This is a genomic window from Sphingobacterium kitahiroshimense (genome assembly GCF_025961315.1).
Lineage (GTDB): Bacteria > Bacteroidota > Bacteroidia > Sphingobacteriales > Sphingobacteriaceae > Sphingobacterium > Sphingobacterium anhuiense.
Map to the genome: position 1 here is coordinate 357,350 of NZ_JAOQNK010000001.1, position 23,095 is coordinate 380,444.

At 34.7% G+C, this 23,095-nt stretch carries 18 protein-coding genes and 1 pseudogene; 13 read left to right on the forward strand and 6 right to left on the reverse strand.

Annotated elements, in window-relative coordinates:
- Positions 1-526 precede the first annotated feature (526 nt).
- From M2265_RS01570 to M2265_RS01605, 8 genes are all read left to right on the forward strand, one after another.
- Positions 527-2,944: a TonB-dependent receptor gene (locus M2265_RS01570; RefSeq protein ID WP_243655375.1), complete on the forward strand. Its 2,418-nt coding sequence runs from the start codon at positions 527-529 to the stop codon at positions 2,942-2,944.
- A gap of 939 nt (positions 2,945-3,883) precedes the next feature.
- Positions 3,884-4,387: a hypothetical protein gene (locus M2265_RS01575; protein WP_021188363.1), complete on the forward strand. Its 504-nt coding sequence runs from the start codon at positions 3,884-3,886 to the stop codon at positions 4,385-4,387.
- Positions 4,388-4,851: 464 nt separating this feature from the next.
- Complete coding sequence (locus M2265_RS01580; RefSeq protein WP_132768346.1) at positions 4,852-6,243, forward strand: RtcB family protein; 1,392 nt, start codon at positions 4,852-4,854, stop codon at positions 6,241-6,243.
- A 4-nt stretch (positions 6,244-6,247) separates the two neighbouring features.
- On the forward strand, positions 6,248-6,871 hold the full coding sequence (gene prfH / locus M2265_RS01585) for a peptide chain release factor H (protein ID WP_132768344.1): 624 nt from the start codon (positions 6,248-6,250) through the stop codon (positions 6,869-6,871).
- A gap of 343 nt (positions 6,872-7,214) precedes the next feature.
- Positions 7,215-7,757 (forward strand): RNA polymerase sigma factor, encoded by a 543-nt coding sequence (locus M2265_RS01590; protein ID WP_132768342.1) that lies wholly within the window; start codon positions 7,215-7,217, stop codon positions 7,755-7,757.
- A 53-nt stretch (positions 7,758-7,810) separates the two neighbouring features.
- Positions 7,811-8,908 (forward strand): FecR family protein, encoded by a 1,098-nt coding sequence (locus tag M2265_RS01595; protein WP_132768340.1) that lies wholly within the window; start codon positions 7,811-7,813, stop codon positions 8,906-8,908.
- Positions 8,909-9,156: 248 nt separating this feature from the next.
- The gene (locus M2265_RS01600) at positions 9,157-12,519 is read left to right on the forward strand and encodes a TonB-dependent receptor (RefSeq protein WP_243655374.1); all 3,363 of its coding nucleotides are present in this window, start codon (positions 9,157-9,159) and stop codon (positions 12,517-12,519) included.
- Between the two features lie 15 nt (positions 12,520-12,534).
- Complete coding sequence (locus M2265_RS01605) at positions 12,535-14,352, forward strand: RagB/SusD family nutrient uptake outer membrane protein (RefSeq protein WP_132768336.1); 1,818 nt, start codon at positions 12,535-12,537, stop codon at positions 14,350-14,352.
- A gap of 244 nt (positions 14,353-14,596) precedes the next feature.
- Here M2265_RS01605 and M2265_RS01610 read toward each other — a convergent pair whose 3' ends face one another.
- The 6 genes from M2265_RS01610 to M2265_RS01635 all read right to left on the reverse strand — a co-directional run bounded on the left by M2265_RS01610 (position 14,597) and on the right by M2265_RS01635 (position 19,173).
- Positions 14,597-15,124: an STM3941 family protein gene (locus M2265_RS01610; RefSeq protein ID WP_132768334.1), complete on the reverse strand. Its 528-nt coding sequence runs from the start codon at positions 15,122-15,124 to the stop codon at positions 14,597-14,599.
- Positions 15,125-15,244: 120 nt separating this feature from the next.
- Positions 15,245-15,715, reverse strand: coding sequence for an OsmC family protein (locus M2265_RS01615; protein WP_132768332.1), 471 nt, complete (start codon positions 15,713-15,715; stop codon positions 15,245-15,247).
- A gap of 57 nt (positions 15,716-15,772) precedes the next feature.
- A complete protein-coding gene (locus tag M2265_RS01620) occupies positions 15,773-15,994 on the reverse strand; it encodes a hypothetical protein (protein ID WP_132768330.1) in 222 nt (73 codons plus the stop codon).
- 100 nt (positions 15,995-16,094) lie between these two features.
- Positions 16,095-16,721, reverse strand: a complete 627-nt coding sequence (locus M2265_RS01625; protein WP_165905837.1) for a carbohydrate-binding family 9-like protein — start codon at positions 16,719-16,721, stop codon at positions 16,095-16,097.
- A 191-nt stretch (positions 16,722-16,912) separates the two neighbouring features.
- On the reverse strand, positions 16,913-18,142 hold the full coding sequence (locus M2265_RS01630) for a DUF5009 domain-containing protein (protein WP_132768326.1): 1,230 nt from the start codon (positions 18,140-18,142) through the stop codon (positions 16,913-16,915).
- A gap of 44 nt (positions 18,143-18,186) precedes the next feature.
- Positions 18,187-19,173 carry a glycoside hydrolase family 18 protein gene (locus M2265_RS01635; protein WP_132768324.1) on the reverse strand — a complete coding sequence of 329 codons (987 nt, stop codon included), beginning with the start codon at positions 19,171-19,173 and terminating at the stop codon, positions 18,187-18,189.
- Between the two features lie 317 nt (positions 19,174-19,490).
- Between M2265_RS01635 and M2265_RS01640 the strand changes: the two genes are divergently transcribed.
- The 5 genes and pseudogenes from M2265_RS01640 to M2265_RS01660 all read left to right on the forward strand — a co-directional run bounded on the left by M2265_RS01640 (position 19,491) and on the right by M2265_RS01660 (position 22,894).
- On the forward strand, positions 19,491-20,042 hold the full coding sequence (locus M2265_RS01640; protein WP_132768323.1) for a sigma-70 family RNA polymerase sigma factor: 552 nt from the start codon (positions 19,491-19,493) through the stop codon (positions 20,040-20,042).
- A gap of 358 nt (positions 20,043-20,400) precedes the next feature.
- Positions 20,401-20,850, forward strand: coding sequence for a DUF417 family protein (locus M2265_RS01645; protein WP_132768321.1), 450 nt, complete (start codon positions 20,401-20,403; stop codon positions 20,848-20,850).
- 125 nt (positions 20,851-20,975) lie between these two features.
- Positions 20,976-21,437: pseudogene (msrA, locus tag M2265_RS26905) on the forward strand (peptide-methionine (S)-S-oxide reductase MsrA); the annotation flags it as partial.
- A 60-nt stretch (positions 21,438-21,497) separates the two neighbouring features.
- On the forward strand, positions 21,498-21,968 hold the full coding sequence (gene msrB, locus M2265_RS26910) for a peptide-methionine (R)-S-oxide reductase MsrB (protein ID WP_262708415.1): 471 nt from the start codon (positions 21,498-21,500) through the stop codon (positions 21,966-21,968).
- Positions 21,969-22,456: 488 nt separating this feature from the next.
- On the forward strand, positions 22,457-22,894 hold the full coding sequence (locus M2265_RS01660) for a nuclear transport factor 2 family protein (protein ID WP_132768317.1): 438 nt from the start codon (positions 22,457-22,459) through the stop codon (positions 22,892-22,894).
- Positions 22,895-23,095 lie beyond the last annotated feature (201 nt).

Sequence of the window (23,095 nt, forward strand, 5' to 3'; positions counted from 1 at the left end):
GTAACCTTTTATGATTCAGTGGCCATCACCATAGTGAGGTCAGTAGTAAACTTCATATCGATAATTTTAAGGGTTTTAATTAAAATCTGTTAAGTTATAGCTTCCAATGTTTCACTTTTAGTACAGTCACAATACCTGTATTGACGTTGATTGAAAATATGCCTCTGCTATTTTTATAAGGAATTCAGTTTTCTAGGTAGGCACTAATGAAAAGCTTGCCTTATACTTTTCTAGATATAGCTGAGGTGTCGCTGAAACTCTGATAAATAGAAGGTTCTGTATCACAGTATGATTTGGATCGGGATAATAAGTACCATAGAAAAATTTAATCTGAGGAATAAATATAATTTTAAATTTTGTTGAAGCAATTTAAAAACCGTCTTTTAGTAAAGTAGGAGCAGGTTTATAAGCATGTTCTCACTTTTTTTAAAAATCTCCAACTGTATTACTAACTAAAAGAGAAAATAATTATCGCTCACCGCTAATGCAATTATGTTGCATTAGCGGTATTGTTTTATACCTTTGCATGAAAATATATGTAAAACAAGGTATGATGACCTCAAATAATACTATTGCTTATCCTCTTTTCATCGCATTTTTACTATTCTGTGCGGAAAGTTCGGGACAAATTAAGACACCTCTTGACACTTTGAAAAATATAAAACTTCCAAGTGCACAGGTTATAGGCATAAAAACAAACAATATTCGTCGCGTAGAAATTAATAGACAAAAGCTAGATCAGATCCAGACACAAACTTTGAGTTCGAGTCTCAGTCATATTTCTGGTGTGCAAAATGCTTCTTTTGGACCAAATTCTGGAAGCGTTATGATTCGGAGCTTAAGCGGTAATAGAGTAAAAATACTTAGCAATGGAATTTCCATGCATGACCTTTCTGGGATGAGTCCTAATTTGAATGTCAATCTGGATATGGATAATTTAAGTGGTATTGATATTTATAAAGGTTCTGCAAGTGTACGATATGGTGGCAAGGCAATAGGTGGAGCTGTTGATCTCAAGGATAATACCGTTCCACAGTCATTACTTTCAAAAAAATCGTCAGGAAGAGCAATTGTTGAAATTGGAACTAATAGTGGTAATCGCCAGGCCTTACAAATTGCCGGCAATCTTGGGAAACACTGGGTTTGGAATATAGGAGGAATGAATCAGAGTCATAAAAACCTGAAGATTCCCGCAAATACAAAAGCTCCTATTGCGTACGACCCGACTATCGATCACTTGACAGAAACAATGGCACAGGTACACGTAGATAGGGAAACTATCCGCAACCTGTCCTTATATCCGTATATTAGTCAATTTGTAAAAGACCATATGAATGACCCCGATTGGGGATTGTCCGAGGCCGATCTTTATACTTTTCAGCAATACTCGTTTATTGGTGGTAAGCAGGTTCCTAATCCTACTAATGACCAATACATTGCTGGGCAGGACCCAGCAACAGCCCTTTACACACAAGTTGTTCACGGTATAACAGATTATGTTCCGGTTACTCGTGGTATTATGCCTAATAGTCATGCTGAAAGCCGCTCGGTTAATATTGGGAGTAGCTTTATTAAAGAAAACTACAGCGTGGGAATTGGTTACCGGGCTCTAGAAGGTTATTATGGTGTGCCAGGATTTGCACAAGCGGCAAAACCAAAACATAGTCATGATGTTGTTTTGCCAGCTCCAATATATGAACCCGTCAATACCCGTGCTTGGTCACATATCCTATCAATGGAAAGCGCTATTAAACCATCTTTTTCACAAATAACGGAAATAAAATTTAATTATTCGATGCAATTTGCTGATGATCGTGAACTTGTCGGTATTTATCAGGTGAACAAATTTAATACACGTAGACATACGACAAGATCGGAGCTACTTCATCAGTTCAGTAAAGATTGGACAGCTATAAGTGGTTTAGATTTTTCATTTATACGGATGGATGGGGTAGGGGAACAGAAATATCTTCCCAACAATCTAAGTAGAGAATTGGGAGCTTTTGTATTGCAGAAATATGAACATAATTTATTTACAGTCAATTTCGGTTATCGTCATGACTGGGTGGCTAGACGTGTTCTTTCTGATAACAGTTACACACCCAGTAGAGGCATGGCCGGTGGAAAATTGACACCAAGAGATTTTGATCTGAATCAGTTTTCTGGTGATATTCGTTATCATCTATTAAATATTGCTTATGTTCAGGCGTCATATTCTCATGCTGAGCGTGCTCCAGAGGTCAACGAACTGTATGCGGGAAATGACCATTTTGCAATTTTGGTAGAGGAAAATGGAGATGATCGTTTGAGTAAAGAAACGGCAAGATCTTATGAGCTTGGTACGGGATTAAATTTAGGTGGATTCCATCTGGCAGCAACATACTTCAGTAGCAATTATGATAATTATATTTACCTCGGTCACACCGGTATATCTCGTTCCGGCGGTTTTCTGGTGAAAGAGTGGCGTGCTTCTGATACAGAAATCAAAGGATGGGAATTGGAAGCTTCCTATAATTTTAAATGGAAAGATAAACATAGTTTTGAGTTAAATACTTTTGCAGATCTTGTCAAAAATAAAAATACTGCTGATGATAAAATGCGTACTTGGGCGGAGGGCGACTATATGCCTAATTTGCCAACAAGTAGATATGGCGTATCTACGACGATGACTTTGAACAGTTTTTACTGGAATACAACTTTTGATCATTATTTAAAGCAACGCTACCTTGGGAAAAATATAAATCTTGAGCCAGCGATGCCATCTTATTCATTACTCGCCGCACAAGTTGGTTATTCTTTTAAAATTAGGGAGTATGTTTTTACATATTACTTATCGGGTCATAATTTGCTAAATGTAGAAGCACGCCCTCAAAACTCATTGTTGAAATACCTCGCGCCGCTTCCTGGGCGTAATATTTCATTAGGTATCAAAATACAGTTATAGTCTAGGTTGGATTTTTTTTGATTACGATATTATATTGTTTTAAACCCTCTGACGCTACTAGTTATGTTTACGACAAAAACATCGAAAATATAATTATAAGCTTTCCTGTGACCTGTGTTGAGGTTGAAAAAAAAGGACTTTAAATTTTTCAAATGGAATTTACTTGCATCAGAGGGTAAAGTATTTTTATAGCGGAGTAGATGGTGATAGGTGAAGTACTGGCAAAGTATCTAAATTAAATGGATGAACTTGTCTTTCGAACACATATTTTTTTGTTCAAAATAACATTGGCAAATCTTCTTATTATACATATTTTAAATATGGATTTTAAAGGGATTCATAGTGCTTTTAATAATATGACTTAAAAATGAAACACAAGTATTTGTGATTATATCTTATTGAAAATAAGTTAGTTTATCAATTAAACTAAAAATGTTAGCTATTTTAATTTCTCTTTTTAATCTCATTTATTAGAGAAAATGAGATTCCGAATACTAAATAAATTAGTTCAATTTTTGAGTGCAAAAATCCTTCTAAAATTAATTTGAAAAATGAAATAAAACTAAAATAATTAGTATAATATTAAGTTGTGAATTTGTCTTTTTTAAGCGTAATGTAGTTGCTATATATTTTAGCATTCGTTTATTAATGGATTTATGTTCATGAATTTTATAGAAATTATTAAATCTAGGATAATTACATATAATGATGAAAATATAGGAAGATAATAGAATTGTAGCTTGGTCTCGATGTCGTGTAGTAGACTTGTACATTGGACTTTAAAAAATTTTCTAAGTAAAAATACATTTAAAGGTGGTAAATTCTTTATTTATTATTATAAATACCTGTTTTAATGATGATTGTCAAAAGAAAGCACATTTATTGCTTCCATTATAGTAAAATAGTGACAACCCAATATTTATCATTAATTCAAATCGTATGCAAGCACATTCAAAAACATACTCAATTATCATAACTATATTTTTACTTTTTCAAAGTTCGGCTGTTATTTCGCAGGATTATAAAGATGAGCATATACTGCGAGACATTGTTTTTATGAGAACTGAGGGGCTGGTGATGACACAGTTAATGGAAAAACACAGTAAGAATAAGGATATACTTGTATTATGCAAACAGATCAGAAATTATTATAAAAATACACAACCGATATTGGTCGACATTATCAAGGGTAAAACCATTGATCTAGATCAAAATCAGTTTGAGCAGATCTGGAAAGCAGGAGAGAAATCTTTTTTATATTACAGTGATGAGTCCGAAAGTAAGTGGAACAAGTTATTTTTGGAACATATTAATGCAAGTGTCAATGCTTATACCAAACTTCTTCGGGAAAGACAAGATGATGATATCGCTTATTTTACTTTCAGAGCTTTACCAGAACTAGTCAATCTTGCAAAAGCATATCAGACTTTAGACATTAATTGATCAATTTGTAATAAATCTATTTAGTGAAAAATTTCGGAAAGTGATTTTAGTATTTTTTCTATTAAAATAAAAATTGTAATAGTGTATATCAAGCACTTTTTTAGAATATTTTGAAGAAGAAGGCATTGCCGTATTATTTTTTTTAAAATAATTTTTACTTAATTCAAAATAAATAATATATTTGTCACGATAAATAATAATAACCCTTTAAACGGAGAACACAAAAATGTCTATAGTTACTATAACATCCATTAACATTACTGCAAAAGATGCGGTCATGGTTCTTCGTGCCCAGATATAAAGGATTCTATCAAATCATTATATTAAAAGCCCGAAGATAATTCGGGCTTTTTTGTTTATTCTATATTTTACATGCAAATTTTCCCGAATTGACAATTATTGGAACTTGTTTCCAAATATTCACTGTGTTTTTTTAACACATTTTTCAATTTTATAATACAATCATGGGAAGTAAAATCTCAGGGAAAGACCTCATAAAATTAGGTTTTCCTCAAAATAATACAATAAATATTGGTTTAAATCAAATACAACGTTATAGAAAGCGTGAGAAGAAAGAAGCTGTCTTACAAGAATTAAGTGCGGTATTGTCTAACCCTAGCATCTTTCATCATCATGGGATTTGGGGCAAGTTAGCAGAGGGTTTGATCAAGCCTGTTGAAGTGAAAATGCAGGAGTTATTGAAACAGCGCGCTCCATTTTCCATTTTTGGAGAAGATGTGATTGATGAAAAGGCTAAATTTCAACTCTATGATGCTTTAAAACTTCCTGTTGCAGTCGCGGGCGCATTAATGCCCGATGCACATTCGGGATATGGTCTACCTATTGGGGGCGTTTTAGCTACACATCAGGCTGTTATTCCTTATGGTGTTGGTGTAGATATTGGATGTCGTATGAGTATGTCTATTTTTAATTTGCCAGCCTCGTTCATAAGAGGGAAAGATGCGATGCTCTTAAATATCTTATCAGAACACACAAAATTTGGAATGTATGAAACGCATAAAAACAAAAGTGACCATGAGTTATTCTATCGATCCGAATTTCAGGACATCCCGCTTTTAAAAAGCTTGAAAGACAAAGCTTATAAGCAACTGGGAACCTCAGGTGGTGGAAATCATTTCGTTGAATTTGGAATTATTGAACTTACACACCCCAAACCTGAATGGAAACTTGTTGCTGGTGAATACTTAGCCGTATTGTCACACAGTGGTTCTCGTGGATTGGGAGCAAATATTGCAAAACATTATACATATCTGGCTAAAAAGCAATGTCCTTTACCACGTCAAGTACAGCACCTTGCTTGGTTAGACCTAAATACACATGATGGGCAGGAATATTGGTTAGCAATGAATTTGGCAGGAGACTATGCAAAAGCATGTCATGAAAATATCCATCAGCGGATTGCTAAGGCCTTGGGTAAGCGTATTGAAGTGACAATCGAAAATCATCACAATTTTGCATGGAAGGAAATGGTCGGTGGTCAGGAATGTATTGTACATCGTAAAGGTGCGACGCCGGCAGGTAAAGGTGTTTTGGGAATTATCCCCGGATCGATGACCGCACCAGGCTACTTAGTAGAAGGCTTGGGACATGTGGGAAGTTTAAATTCCGCTTCACATGGTGCGGGACGATTATATTCGAGAGCTGATGCAAAATCCCTTTTTACCAAAACAGCAATGAGTAAAAAATTAGCCGATGCTGGTGTTCAAGTTATCGGAGGCAGTATGGACGAATCACCGATGGCCTATAAGGATATTGAAAAAGTGATGAGTTATCAAAAAGAATTAGTAACAGTTTTGGGAATTTTCAAACCAAAATTTGTTCGTATGGAAAGTTAATAAAATGGAAGTATATATTCAATTAAGTTCAGGAAAAGGACCCAAGGAGTGTGACTTTTTCCTTACAAAGGTGTTAAGTATTTTTAAAAGAGAAGCATTAGAAAAGCAGATATTGGTGACTATTGTGAGTCAAGAGCAGAGTGAGGGGGAGTTAATAAGATCTGCAATTTGTAAATTAACAGGACACGATATCGATATATTTCTTCAATCGTGGACAGGTTCTTTGCAATGGACTTGTACAAGTCCATTTCGTACTTTTCATAAAAGAAAAAATTGGTTCATTGCTTTGTTTATTGTTAATGAGAAGAATGAGGTAGCAATTTCGGAAGATGATATTCTTTATCAAATGATACGAAGTTCGGGACCTGGTGGACAACATGTAAATAAAGTTAGTTCTGCTGTTCGCGCACTTCATATGCCGACAGGGTTAATGGTCGTAGCAATGGATACAAGATCCCAATTACAAAATAAAAAATTAGCAACAGAACGTCTTGCGTTAAAGATCATGAATATGCAGGATCTGACTGTTAAGCAAGAAAAAGACCTCCAATGGCATAATCATGCTGAAATAGAGCGTGGTAACCCCATCCGGGTTTTTAAAGGTATCAAATTCAAAGGTTCATTATAAATTTGATAGATGGAAATGAATCACTGTTCAAAAGCCCTATGTTTAAATACCTAGGGCTTTTGTACTATAATTAGAATTTGCATTTTATATGTGGAGGTACTAATTTATCTAAATAAGCAGTCTTAGTCCGGAATTATTTCATTTTTATGTAAAACCGTAGCATCGATAGATCACTACATTTTAGTTGATTAATGAATATTTTTAATAAAAACCAGATTAAAAATGTGATTTGTTTTTTGTTAAATATTATATTAACGCTATCTTAACACACCAATTATAACTTTGCAACTGAAGAAATGTAAAGTTCTAGTATGCAATTTAAATTGATCAAGAGTAAGAAATCATGAAGACGTGGTCTGATAGCGAATTGTTTGAGGAATTAAAGAAGGACAATAAAATGGCCTTTTCAATTTTATTCGATCGATATTCGGATATTCTTTTTCGTTTTATCCAAAAGCGGATTGAATCTATTCCAGATGTCGAAGATATAATACAGGAAGTTTTTATTTCTATGTGGAATAGACGAAGCAAAATTGAAGTGGGTGATTCCATTTATCCTTACTTATTTAAAGCGGCCAAATATGAGATGATTGATTGGCTTATTAAAAGTGAAAAAAGAAATCGTCATCTTGATTATCTTGAGATTAATAAAGATCAATATCTTATCGGCACTACCAGTGAAGATGAACTGATCGCTAAAGAACTTGCAAGGCTTTTAGAAAATGAAATGTCTCGTATGCCTGATACTATGCGTTCTGTTTTTAGACTCAGCAGGAGTGAAGATATGTCAATAAAAGACATTGCCAATCAACTTTCTTTATCTGAGCAGACTGTCAAAAATAATGTTTCTATGGCGCTGAATAGACTCAAATTTAAACTCAAATAATTATTTTACTTTTTTTCGGTACTTATTCACCCAAAGTCGGGTTATAAGGATGTATGAAGGAAAATAAACCCATAGATTCTCAAAAACAATTACTTCAGAAATATCTGGATGGTCAATGTACACCTGAAGAACATAGACTGCTTTTGAATTGGTTTTATTCAATTGAAGATGACCAGTCTCAAGAGACTTCGGATACCGAACGGATTCAATCATTAGGTAGATCAAAATCTATCGTAATGGATCAACTAGATGTTACTTCTGATTCAAATCCAGTGAGAAAGATGTTTGACTGGAAAAGATTTTCCGTAGCGGCCGCTGTTATAGTGCTCGTGAGTATTGCTACATTATACTTCGTGAAAAATAATATTCAATTAAAGGAAGTCCATTTGGCAGCACAAATACCAGATTCTACTGGAACTTATAAAAATGATATCCTGCCTGGGTCTTCTTATGCTTATCTATCTTATAAGGGTAAAAAAAGTGAAATAAAAGTCCATCAACTAAGTAAGAGTAATGTCCCGCATTCCAGCAACTATTTTATAGAAGTACCCAATGCTGGCACATATAAATTGGAATTAGAGGATGGTACATTGGTTTGGTTAAATTCTTCTTCTACACTAGATTATCCGGATGCTTTTGGTGTAAAAGAGCGTCGGGTAAAGCTCACAGGTGAAGCTTATTTTGAAGTGAAAAAGGATAAGAATAGGCCCTTCCGCATTGAAGTCGAAGGTAGTACTGTTGAAGTTCTAGGTACAAGTTTTAATATTAATGCTTATGCAGATCAAGTGAATACAACTCTTGTTGAAGGTAAAGTAAAGATTCTAAAAGGAAATCACGAACATGAGTTGCTTCCGGGAGAAGAGGCTTTGATAAAAGGTGATGAAATTAAAATCCAACAAACAGATGTTTCAAAACATATAGCTTGGCAACGAGGAGAGTTTTATTTTGACGGCAACAATCTTCAAGATATTTTATCACAGATTGCGCGATGGTATGATGTTGAAATTATTAATGCTGAAGCTTTGACCTTAAATTCATCTTATAAAGGCTCTTTAAGTCGTGAATTGAAACTTTCCGAAATTCTAAATTCATTGGCATATGTGACTAAGAAAAAATTTGAAATTGATGGACGAAAAGTAATTATAAAATAACAGAATTATAAACCTTAAAATTTGAATGATATGATCGAAACCTAACAAATACTAGTTTACGGCCAGATCCATAAAAAAAGGGAGTGTTGACGCACTCCCAAATGGAAAAAGGCAATTTATTGAAATGTGAATTCTATAGATTAATCAACCTTTAACTATTCAAAGTTATGAATTTTTTTTCTCCTATAATAATCCGGGATGATCGGAGGAGTCGACCCTATGCCTATGTTTTTAAAATCCTGCTAATTATGAAGTTAATTTGTATGCTGGTTGTGTTGTTTACACTCGGGGCCCAAGCATCGGGATATGCTCAGAATGTAAATATTTCGATGAAGAATGCGAAGATAGAGCATGTGCTGAAAGAGATATCTAAGCAGACTAAATTGCGTTTTTTTTACGATGAAAAATTACTGGAGCAGACCGATCTTGTAGATGTGTCTGTTTCTAAATCAGATGTTCGAACCGTCTTAAATCGGGCACTAAAAGGTCAAAATCTTGCATTTGAGATAATGGGGGGGACAATCGTTATTACTGAAAGAAATAAAACAGATATTGAAATATCTGGTACAGTGCGTGATTCTATTGGGGTTATGCGGGGTGTAACTGTATCCGTTTTGGGAGTATCTGGCCTTTCGACAAAGACAGATGCAGATGGACGGTTTTCTCTTCGTGTACCAGAAAATGGCATTTTACTTTTCCGTTTTTTAGGCTACAAAGATCAAGAGGTTCAGGTTGCAAATCAAAAGGTGATCAATATCCGAATGGAAAGCGCAGAGTCGCACTTGGATGAAGTTATTGTCGTGGGTTATGGAACTCAAAAAAGAGTCAATTTATCTGGTGCTGTTGACCAGATCAGTGAAAAGTTTTTGGATAGCAGACCGATTACTAATGTTGGCACTGGGCTACAGGGAGCTATGGCTAATCTAAACATAACGCCTACGAGTGGTAGAGCAAATAGTTCACCTGGGATTAATGTAAGGGGGTATACATCATTATCTGGCGGTGGACCATTAATTGTGATTGATGGCGTTCCGGCCACAAATGATGAATTAAACAGAATGAATCCCATTGATATTTCTAGTGTTACGGTTTTAAAAGATGCCGCATCTGCAGCAATCTATGGTAGCCGGGCTGCTTTTGGTGTGGTCTTAGTAACGACAAAAACAGGAACAACTAAAGAGATAAAAGTAGCCGCCAATTCAATTTTTGCAGCTAAAGCAATAACTAGAACGGTCGACATTGAAGATAATCCATATGAAGTCATGAAGTATAGGAATATCATGGGTGCTCCTTGGTATAATCTTTATGATGAAAGGATGCTCGAATATGGTAAAGCTTTAAATGATGATCCTTCATTACCACGTGTGATTGTGGATCCAAAAAATCCTAATGCTTATATCTATTTAGGTTCAACAGACTGGTTCAAAGAAGTATATAAAGATATTCAGCCTTCTTACACGAACAACATCAATATATCTCAAAAAAATGAAAAGTCTTCATTTTATCTTTCTGGAGAGTATTATAGACAAAATGGTATGCTCAGAATCAGTCCAGATACCTATGATCGCTACAATTTTAGAGCTAAGGGAGATTATAAATTAACTGATTGGTTTACATTATCTAATAATACAACCTATACTGCAGATAAATATGACCAACCATCTGCTATTGATCAAGGTTATCTTTATTGGCATAATGTTAACCGCCAGCCCTCATTAAATACGGTAAGCAATCCTGACGGAACCTATACAGAAGCCGGTGTAAGTATGATCGGTGCTGTTGCCGATGGAGGAAGAAGTGTTCGCAGAGTCAATGATTTTCAAAGCAGTTTTGGAGCTAAGATCGATCTACTAAAAAATGTTTGGACTTTAAATGGTGATGCAACATTTAGAAGGGTATCCGGTAAAAGTCATTATTTTGTGGTGCCACTGGAATTTAGTACAGGTCCAGGTGTTATCAAACGCCAAGCTTTCAATAGCTCAGCTTCAAATGGAAGTGATGAAACCCGCTATAATGTATATAATGTGTATTCACAGTACCAACAGACATTAAAGGATCACTATTTTTCATTAATGGTTGGTTTTAATCAGGAAGAACGTATTTATGAGTCGTTTTCTGCCTCACGTGATCAATTGATTGCCAATTCTTTGCCTACTATTGGACTAGCCACAGGAGAAACACCTTCAGTTGGTGCATCTGACTATGCATGGTCGGTCAGAGGTGCATTTGCTAGAATTAACTACAGTTATAAAGAGCGATATATTTTTGAATCAAATCTGAGATATGACGGTTCTTCAAGATTTCCTAAAAAAGATCGATTTGCATTTAACCCATCAGTTTCTGGGGCTTGGGTGATTTCAAAGGAGAACTTTTTTGCTCCGCTAAGTGCGTCTGTTTCAAATTTGAAGTTACGCGGATCCTATGGGTCATTGGCTAATCAAGATCTGCGTGATAACTATTATCCATATATCGCAAATATGGGAAAAGGTACAAGTATTGTGTTAGATGGTAAACGCCCTGCTTATGTAACAAGTCCTGGTTTGGTCTCGCCTACGTTAACTTGGGAAACAGTTACACAATCAAATTTCGGAGTAGATATCGGCCTTTTTGGTAATCAATTTTTTGGATCATTTGATTTGTATCAACGTATGACAAAAGATATGCTGACTGCGGGTCGTACGTTACCTATTGTTCTCGGTACCGGAGTACCATTAGAAAATGCAGCAGATTTAAAGACAAAAGGTTGGGAGTTAACCCTTGGTTTTAATAAAGAGTTTATGGTCGGTTCTAAACCTCTTTCCTTTGCAACTCGATTTAATCTTGCTGACAGCCGTGCTTACATAGAAAAATTTAGCAATCCTAAAAATAACTTAAATGATTACTATGTAGGACAGGAGATCGGTGAAATGTGGGGATTGACCACATTAGGTTTTTTTCAGTCAGCAGCAGAAATAGAGGCACATGCTGATCAGAATGATGTTACTTCTTATCCGGGTACAAGAGGCCTCGAGCCAGGTGATCTTAAATTTGCGGACATAAACGGAGATGGAAAGATCAATAACGGTGATTGGACATTAGCAAATCATGGTGATTATAAAGTGATCGGTAACTCAAGACAGCGATACAATTATGGCCTTGATTTAACATCGGCATGGAATGGTATAGACCTTCGTATATTTTTGCAAGGTGTCGGTAAGAGAAATTATTATCCTCCTGGAGGCGACCATTACTTTTGGGGTATCTATGCTCAACCTTGGGCGAGTTTGACAAAATTTAATTTAGATCACTGGACGCCAGATAATCCAAATGGATACTTGCCTAGACCTAAATCTTATGTAGCTGAGCAAAGTGGAATCGAATTGGCAGCTACACAAACTAAATATTTACAAAATGCGGGCTATTTAAGGGTTAAAAATATTACGGTCGGTTATACTTTTCCAAAATCGTTGACAGATCGATGGGGAGTGGATCGCGTTCGTTTATTTGCCAGCGGCGAAAATCTTTTTGAATTTACGAAATTGATGGATTATTTAGATCCAGAGATTGTAGGGGATAGAACTGCTTATCCATTTCAAAGAACATATTCTTTGGGCTTGAATTTTAATTTTTAAATAATGAAATGTATCATGAAAAATATAAATAGATGGATAATCGTCGGGGGTACATTAATGAGTATGTTTGCCCTAGTCACAAGTTGTAATGATGATTTTATGGATCGATATCCTACTACATCAGTTACTGAAGAAGTTTTTTTCAATAATATTACAGATTTAAAAACATATACAAATAGTTTTTACAATACTTTAAGTTCACCGATCGCAGATATCGGAACGGATAACTTGGCCCATCATAATTCAGGAAGCGCTATAGATGAAATGATGAGGGGAGGTATAACACCTCAAAATGCGAGTGTTTGGAGCTGGTCCACTTTGCGTGGGATCAACTTTTTTCTAGAAAATTATGGACGCGTTAAGAATGCCAGTGCAGAGGAAGTGAATCATTATGTCGGCATAGCCAAATTTTTCCGTGCACGGTTCTATATTGATAAAGTCAATATGTATAATGATGTACCTTGGTATGGACACACTTTGAATACCGCAGATATTGAACCGCTACATAAGAAGCAAGATAGTAGAGCTTTGGTGGTTGATTCTATTATGGCTGACCTAGAATTTGCAGCAGCCCATATAAAACCTGACGGACACAAATCGACTGTAACTAAATGGGCTGCTTTAGCACAGCTGTCACAGTTTGCACTGCAAGAAGGTACATACCGTAAATATCATACCTACTTAGGTTTGGCTGCTAGTTCTAAAACGTTTCTAGAAAGAGCAGTATCTGCTTCGGAGAAAATCATAAATGAGGGTGGCTTCCAGATCAGTAAAGCCGGTGGTGTAGATAGAGCTTACAGAGACTTGTTTATCAGTCAAAATCTTCAGGCAAATCCGGAAACTATTATGTTTATCGATTACGATAAAGATTTGAATATGAGACGGAATACGCATACGGTATTGGATTATGAATGGGCTTTAAGCCAGACACTGATGGAAAGCTATTTGATGAAAGATGGGACTAGATTTACAAATCAACCAAATTATAAGACAAAAAATGTCAATGAAGTATTTGCAAATCGAGATCCACGTTTTGAGCAAACATTCATGAAGCCTGGATTTCAATCGATTGACGCAACGACACCACATCGTTTGAAGCCAACTTTAGGTGGGTATAATCAGATTAAATTTTATCCGGAAGTTACCGAAATGATTAGCTGGGAAGCTTCTTACACGGATGCATTTGTATTTAGATATGCTGAAGTCCTATTAATTTATGCAGAAGCTAAAGCAGAACTTGGAACTTTGAATAGTCAAGCAGATCTGGATAAGTCGATCAATCAACTAAGAGCGCGTGTTGCTATGCCTCCTATGATTTTAAGTGAAGCGATGGGTGCTGTAGATCCTATATTACAACAGTACTATCCTAATGTAAAAGGAAATGTTGGACTAATTTTAGAAGTTAGAAGAGAAAGACGGGTTGAATTAGCATGTGAAGGCCAGCGCTATCGTGATATTTTTAGATGGGAAGTTGGTGAACGTCTTGCAGATCAACAGCAAGGTATGTATGTAAAGGCGTTAGGTGCAATGGATGTCACCGGTGACGGGAATCCCGATATAGCTATATTAGAATCGGCGAAAGATACAGGTCCTATTGCTGGGTTTACTCCAGAACAACTGAAGAACATTACACTTTACTACCTCAAAGATGCAAATGGTAATAATAATAGCATTTACCTAGAGAATGGAAGTAATGGACATATTATGTTTACTGTTGCTAGGGATAATAAGAAAAACTTTATTAAAAATAAGCACTACTATTATCCTATCGCCAATAGTCAAATGGTGTTAAGTGGAAGTAACTTAGTGCAAACATTAGGTTGGGAACAATAGTAGGAAATAATCGATCTTACATAACCCTAAGAGAAGATTAAGAAGGTAATTAAGAGAAGGCTTATCTGTGATGGGATAAGCCTTCTCTATTTTTGTATTTTTCTTAAATTTGGAAATTTATTAGATCGACCTTAATTAAATAATAGTGCCATAAAAGTCTTTTCGCAGAATCGGAAATGAAGGTTTCTATTATAGTATGATGGTTTTACAGGAGACCATTCATATTATTATCGAAAATGAATAACTATGCAACTTGTTGTTTCCAGTAAGATACAAACAAGTCATAGAGTTCATTTATGCTCATATCAATTTCGGAAGCAGAATACATGATCTGTAATTCTTGAGATTGTTTATCAAAAGCCATATTCCAAAACATCTTGGAAAGTTTTGTTTGGTAATATGCTACATTCGTTAAGTATACAACCACCAAAGTATCGCCACCAACTTTTTGAACCTCTAAACCAGTAACATCTTTCCAGTTAATTGCTCCAATACCTCTTGATAGAGGTGAGGTTTTTCCGCTTACAGTATTTTCATTCAATTCAAAAATTGCAGACTTATCATTCATATTTATGATACTCTTTATCACGAAAATCAGCATAATCAAAAATACAGCCCCACTAGCCACTGCTACCTTTGCTTTGAAAATATCGTCAAAAGTGCCTAATCCATAAATAAATACAATGCCCAGGACTAGACAGATCGCTCCAGAACTGATTAATAACTTTCTGCTTTTAGCTGTATCTCTAAAGATTTTAATTTCTTTGTTCATATATCATGTATGTATTAATGAACAGCGAAAGTAAAGAATTTTATCATATACCCAAGAAAATTGCGAAGTTATATGCGTTATTTATATACCTGTCTTTTATGGAAAGTACCTATTATATTTTTATTCTGCGAGGCATGTCGGCTTATGCATTACAGGAAAATTGCACGAATTGGCTATAAAACAAAGTTGATTAGCTTTTTTGTGCAAATCTAACGCTAATGCAATTTGCTCCGGATTTAAAATAACCACTGCAGGTTTTAGTATTACCTCCACAAAACGGCCACTAGCATCTGAATTAACTTCTAATATAGCTTCTGCATGGTCTGTGTAAGAGATGACCTCAATGTTGTTTTGATCACAAAGATAAAGATAAGACATCATGTGGCATGAAACTAAGCTACTCAGCAAGAGATCTTCTGGATTGTATAGACTTGGATCCCCTTTGAAAGCTTTAGCGGCAGAGATTGCCAGATCACTTTTCCCTTCAATAGAAATGTGATGGCTTTTACTATAAACTTTAGATTTAGTAGAAGCTACCTTCTCTGTTGAAAACCAACTTAGTGCTACTTTAAAGATGTGCTTGAACGCCATTTTTTATTTCAAATTTAACTCCATTATACTAGATATCCAATATTAACACTAATTTGACTACAATTTATGTGCTTTCATTTCACTATTCTGAATTTTGTTTAAACCAATGATTTTGTTTTTGGAATCAATCTGAAAGATAGGGGAAGAATCTAGGTCTTGCGCGAAGAATTTATGTTTTGCAAAGGGTACAAGTTCTTTTTTATCATGACCAACCTGTCCATAAAGTTTATTATGCTCTAGGGTTACTTTAAATACAGGTCCTGGATTAAATTTGATCATATCAGTGCTTAAACCTGAAAACTACATCAGAATTAGGTTTTATAAAGTTCTTGCTAAGAAAATAGGATGAGAGACATAATACGAAAGATCTAACTCATCTTTATTGAAAGTTTATATTTCCAAAAAAATCTATAGCATGAAACTGTGGATGCGGTAAATGAATAGGAGACCAAGATAAATAATGAGGCTGTTCCAATTTATCACCGCATTTATAAAAGTTCCCTTTAAACTTTTGATTAGCAAATGAATCCATTGGATTTAAATAGAAAGCAGTTAATGGTATGATGACAGCTAGTTGCCAAGAGGTTGTTTGATTTTGAATATTGATCGGATCGCTACCTAAAGAGGACCATCGCTTGATACTGTTTAATATAGGTTCTGTGGGCAATGCACGTTTTCCAGGCTTACCTGCCTGCATTAATAACTTTCCGATACAGTTGAATTCAAAATTATAATAGGTTAAATCAGAGGCCTGAGGTTGGACAAAAAATTCAACACATGCATCTTGAAATACTTTCCCGTTATCATGATTAGTAACAGCCCGTACATGTTTCTCCTCCACTAGGTAATGAATTAATAAAGCCTTATCGGTATATGCAATAGCAAAACTAACCTGCGGTTTATAGGGATATGTAGACCAATTCACCTGATCAATAGCTTGATAGGTAATAGCCGCTTTATTAAAAAAAAGAGGGATATCTTTAGGATCAGCTATATCCGTTTTCAATCTCACTACTGTTAAAGACTTTGACCTGTTATGCACTTGGGCAGTTAAGTTACATGTTGTAAATACCGCGAAAAAAATAAGTACAGCTCGAATCGAATTTCTCATTATAGATATAAGGTAAATATTTAAGTCAGCTATGGTGCTGGTATCAAAGCTTATTTAGAACACAACATAATCATATTTTCTATGTTTTATAGCCGTAGTTTTATATTCATTTTTTCAAAAAGGCCAGCTGTCCAGATTACTAAAATAGCAAAAAGAAAGCAATTAAGAAGACCTGGCAACCCAGAGGTTAATTGATCGGGTAATGTAATTAAGGTTAAACTAGAGGCTGCATAATACAAATAAGGTATACAATAAGTAGTAAGTGTACTTGTACCAGCTGGTTTGATCCATTTAAACCATCCTGTCAAGTTATAATAGGTTAAGATATCCATTAAAGTATATGTCAAGAGAGAAATACATAAGACATAAAATAACCAAGGTAATGTCGCCGAGATTTTATTTACAATCCAATATTGATGACAGAAATGTCCCATCGCTAAACTGATCAACCCAGATAAAATGATATAGAACCATTGCATGCTTTTAGATAATTTTTCCATTTTAGCAAGTGACATACTGAGTATTACACCACCCATGGTGAAAGCTGTTAATACGCCATTGCCGATATGAAATAGTGCAATGAATCCGTCAATAAAATTACCTTTTGGTAGATTTAAGATTGAAGTTCCACCAAACTCTGCTTTTAATGGCGTTTTAAGAATTGCGATCAAAATAAGGATGACAGCAATGTAAAATAGGTATTTCTGTCGATCAGAAAATAGTAAATAAACAGTCGCACAAAAGAAATAAGAAAAACCAATCATCCCAAGAATACCCCAATTCGAAGAAAATACAGATCCATTTGCTCCTCTAAAGCTAATTGCTAAATAGAGAAGTATGAGTACACCTATTATTTTGAAGATGGGGATCAGGCCTTGTATTCGATGATTCGTAACCTTTGAATAGTCGTTCCAGATGGCAACAAAAGCTAGGATCATCAGTACCCAATAGATAGCGATTGAATAAGGAGTGTCTGCCGCTAGCCCGGCTTCGGAATTTCCGATAAAAACTCCAGTAATCAAAAGTGCAAATGTACGGGACAAAATATGCTTTATTGTCGATAGCGATTCATATCCTTTAGTATACCGTATCTCGATTGCATAAGGTATGGATAAACCGACAGAAAAAAGAAAGCATGGAAATATAACATCTGCTAGCCCCATAAAATCTTCTCCATAAGCAGCATGCTCAAGATAATGGGGAACGTCATGAATTTTCCAAAAATCATTAACAAAGATCATAATCAACATGGTCAGTGCCCGAATCATATCAATTGCTGGATTCCGCTTATGATAAAATAAACTTTGCTTTTCCATTCTTTCACAATAAGGTTATTCCTGTACTTATGTTCAATTGTTGATTACTCGAATATTCCTGAATAAACTGTACTTCGAAGTATTCCTTCTTCTGTATCACCAGCATATTCCCAATACATAGCTCCTAATAAACCTTTTGCTCTTATAAAATCGCACTTGAGCCTGATGGATTCGGGGCTTTCATAGGACAAAACAAATTCTCCTTGTTGATTGACCATGTAATTCGCTTTTGCAACATCATCCCATTTTTTTTCCAATCCTTGTAGCTTTAATAAGTCTTTGTAATCGATAAAACTTTTAACTTCTTCCTTATTTCCTCTTCCATAAAAGGGTATTCCTAAAACAAGTTTGTGAGCAGGCATCCCCGCGGTAATATGTGCTGCTACTGCTTCTTCACATGTTGTATTACCAGACAATGCTGATCGGTATAGGCTCGCATGGTGGTAAGGAGGATTACCGGAATCGTAGGTCATGATATTGACAAAATTTAGATAAGGTGCAACTATATCGAAAGCCACATATTTACCACTTGCCACAGAAGCCATAGTTAGCAATTTTTTAGTGCCAATAGCTTTTCTAATCGCTTTCATCAATAAACTAAAATTATGGGTATCATTAATATGGGAAGATATACCTGCGGCCGAACTAGTAGGGTATTCCCAGTCAATATCAATACCATCTAAATGAAATTGTTTGACAGCTCGAGCACAATCTTTGGCAAATTGCTCTCTTTTAGTGTTATCTGAGGCCATCTCACTAAATCGGCCACTTCCCCAACCACCGATCGACAATAATACCTTAAGATGAGCATATTTTTTCTTCAGATCGACAATCGATTGTAACCGTGTTTCATTATCGATACGAATACCATTAAAAGCATCATTAACATGACCAAATGCGTAATTAATATGTGTAATCTGTGTTGGATCGGGTATATCTGATGTCCAGGAAGTTACATAGGCGACTATAACCTTACTAGGTTTCTTTTTCGCAAAAATGGGTGAGACAGTAGATATTAGCAGTATTAACATAATAATAAGCTGAAAGGAAAAAAACGCTATACACGATTTCTCATTCTTTTTAATTAGCATAAGTTTCAATATATTAGATTTTTTTTAATGTTAGGTTGGTCCTATCTGTAAATATAATATATTATTTGTTGATAATCAATTCGTTCTATATCTTTTTTTCTAACAAGATAAATTGTCTGAACTAAAATGAAAAGTATATTTAAACATCCTTTTATCTAGCATTAATCTACCCAATCTGCTTACATCCTCCGGTTAATGTTGATAGAAGTCAGAAGTTTATTCTTTAACTTTATAAACCAGTATATTTGAATCGCAGCATGAATGAAAAGATAGAGACAATTAATAGGTGGATTGACCAATACAGTCTGCCCTTATTAAAAAGAGCAATGTATTTAGTGTCTGATAAAGAAGATGCCGAGGATTTGGTACAAGATGTTTTTATAAATGCCTTTGAGTCATATACTAACTTCAAGGGTAATAGTAGTCCCTTAACTTGGCTCATGCGGATCTTAAAGAATAAAGTTGCTGATTTCTATCGTAAAAAGTACCGTCATAACGATCAGATCAGTTTGGATTATTTTTTTGATGAATCAGGATCATGGAAAAGTGATGATATACTATATGAGTGGAACGAAGAACAAAATCTGCTGGATGACAAAGAGTTCCATATTGCTTTGGAAGAGTGTTTAGAAGGTCTTCCTTTAAAGTGGAAAATCCCTGTAAAGCTTTATTATCTCGAAGAAAAAAAGGCAGCTATAGTTTGTCAGGAAACCGGAATTACAACGACTAACCTTTGGAAAATACTTCAGAGAAGTCGTTTACAATTACGGGCCTGTTTGGAAAATAATTGGTTTAATACTCAAAATTAAAACATTACTATGTTAAAAAGAACCATACACTTTTTACTGCTCTCTTGTTCTGAGACGACTTTGTTAATTGAACTGCAAAATGCTGACGAATTATCATTAATTCAAAGACTAAGATTAAAGGGACATCTTTTTATTTGTAAATGGTGCCGCGCTTATGAGAGAAAGTTTATTTTTATGGATACACTTTTGCGCAACAATCTGAATAAAGGGCATAATCAGGTTATTCATGAAAATGATATACAGGAGTTTAAAAGTAAAATAAAAAGTAAAATTAAAACTTAATCTTTTTTGTCAGGATTTGAAAGTATCAGCGACTATTGATGTAAAGAAACATCACTGAACTTTAAAATCAATCAAAATGCATGCAAAAAACAAAAATAATGATCCAAATATAGGGTCTTCGTTAGGTTACTATATTTCGTTTGGAGGAGCAGTTCTTATTTTACTTTGGATAGGAATATTTAAGTTTACACCTACGGAGGCAAATGCGATTAAACCACTGATAGAAAATCATCCACTATCGGCTTGGATCTATACCATATTGAGTGTGCAAACCGTATCGAATATAGTTGGTGTAGTGGAAATTTTGGTAGCAATTTTACTGATTCTGACATTAAAATTTGACGAACTGAAAAAATATGCAGGATTTGCAATGTGCGTCATATTCCTGATGACATTGAGTTACTTATTCACGACACCAAATATGTGGAAGATTATAGATGGCGTACCCTATACAGATTTTTTTATACTTAAAGATCTGATGTATCTAGGATTTGGTATGCATTTGGTAAGTTATAAGACAGTTTAAAACATAAAACAATGAAAAATACATTAATAATATTGATATGTTCTATTGGAGTTGTCACATTGATGGCAATGGGTCTTGCTTTAAAGAAAAAGACAATAGAGCCACTAAATAAAATACCAACCGACATGAATCGTAAAACAAAAGAAATTTATTTTGCAGGAGGATGCTTTTGGGGTACAGAGCATTTTTTTAAACAAGTAAGAGGTGTTACTGCTACAGAAGTAGGATATGCGAATGGAACAGTTGTAAAACCAACTTATGAGGCAGTTTCTAAAGGTGTAACAGGAGCTGCAGAAACCGTTAAAGTTGTCTATGACCCCGAAGAAATTGATTTAGAACTGTTAATTGACTTGTTTTTCAAAACGATCGATCCAACACTTTTAAATCAACAAGGGAATGATATAGGAACCCAATACCGGACAGGTATTTTTTTCTCCAATAAAGAAGATGAAAGTTTAGTACATCAAAAAATTGAGGAATTAGGGAGGGCTTATCCGCAAAAGAAAATAGTGGTAGAATTTGGACCTGTAAAGAGTTTTTATGATGCAGAAACATATCATCAAGATTATTTGGACAAGAATCCTGGAGGCTATTGTCATATAGGGGCAGATTTATTTGAATTAGCAAAGAAGGCAAATCCTGTCAAAGTGGGGGAATATAAAAAAAAGGATAAAGAAACCTTAAAAAAAGAACTTACGGATATCCAGTACAATGTAACGCAAAAAAACGCTACCGAAAGAGCTTTTGATAATGAGTACTGGAATGAATTTAGAGAAGGGATCTATGTTGATGTGACTACAGGCGAACCATTGTTTATATCTTCAGATAAGTTTGAGTCGGATTGTGGATGGCCAAGTTTTTCAAAACCGATTAGTGAGAAAATAGTGAAGGAACTATCGGATAATTCATACGGAATGGAACGTACTGAGGTGCGCAGTAAGACAGGCGATGCACATTTAGGACATATTTTTAATGATGGTCCAGCAGATAAAGGAGGTTTAAGATATTGTATCAATAGTGCATCTATCAAATTTATTCCTAAAGATGAAATGGCTACGAAAGGTTATGCTAAGTATATCGCATTGTTAGAGAAAAAAGATCAGAAGTCAATTAAATAACATGTTGTTAGGTAGTTCTTTATTTTATAATCATTTTCGAATTATCAGGATGGAAATTTATACATAAGATCATCCGTACATGATAAAGTTATTTATATAAGTGTTATCATTAAATAGGCGATGTGTTAAAATTATTATAGATAATCTCAGAGAGAGTAAGATATTTTAAAGATGAACTTACTCTCTTTTTTTATCTATTTATTTTTCCCTCGAACCGCTTAAAATATCTATTCATATACATTTAACAGGGCCGTAATTTATAACATGCATTCACGCGACGTCATTTACTTTAATAATGATGGATTGTCTATTCACCTTCAGTATACTGTTTTTTAGCGAGTTTAATATATTGTTAATCTAAATGTAATAAACAATATACGTTGTTTGTCTTAATTTTGAATCAGAAAGTTAAAGGAAATTATTAAGGGAAAAATTATCCAAAAATCTACTCATTTAAAGCACAACAAACGAGTACTAAAAAATAAAACATGATGACAACGTTAGTAAAAACATTCGCAGCGGTAGCATTAGTAACTTTAGGTAGCATTACTATGGCGGCAGATAAACCAGAAAAAAGTATGGTTAATCTTTCTACAGCTAACTTAGCAATTGGTCAATATATAGAAATCATTACCGAAGGACAATCAATAGGATTAGAGCAGTTGTTTGCAAGCGATTTTAATCAGAAAGTCCAAGGGACACATGCAAAAACAAATAGTCGATCAGAACTTATTAACTTCTTTAAAAAGCAAAAAGGAGAGCGATTAAACTGTAAGACTACTACACAGATTTTAGAAACCTCCAAAGACTACGCTATTGCCAAAGTGATCATGCAATTCGATAGCTTTACCAAGATTGACATTGTAACTTTAATCAACGATAAGGGGACTTGGAAAATAACGGACTCCGTCACCTCATATAAATAGAAAATTTCACTGAAAAATATAGGTTTTATATCAAGCCATATCGTTAGATATGGCTTTTTCTATTAGACATACATTTCTATAATATTACTCTTTTTGTTCTAAGATATTATAACTTTATTAGAACTAAAGAGTCAACATCTTGACAAACTGATGAATTTATTAAAATGTGAATAAGTTATTTTTACTGAAATATTTATTTGA